Raw genomic sequence first — 252 nt, forward strand, 5'->3', positions numbered from 1 at the left:
GGTTCCAGCTGAGGGAGCTTGAGCAGTTGATTGCAGATGGCGCTGATGTGAACGCTCGGGAGCGAAAAGATGGAAAAACGCCACTTATTTTTGCTGTTATGCAGGACAGTCCATGGGAAGAAAATGGGCGAAGGTGGCTCGAGGTTTGTCGCGTGCTGCTCGAAGCTGGCGCAGATCCGGACGCGGATTACGACTGTGGCGAGATAAGGCGGTCACCAATCTATTTCGCCTATCTGGCGGGCAACGTGGAGC

At 55.2% G+C, this 252-nt stretch carries 1 protein-coding gene; it reads left to right on the forward strand.

Annotation, left to right across the window (positions count from 1 at the left end; translation table 11 throughout):
* Positions 1–26 precede the first annotated feature (26 nt).
* Positions 27–252, forward strand: a 226-nt coding sequence (locus AC6UDB_RS07165; RefSeq protein ID WP_500709577.1) for a hypothetical protein, incomplete at its 3' end; no start/stop codon positions are given.

Source organism: Fructilactobacillus sp. X3R2C1 (assembly GCF_059901235.1).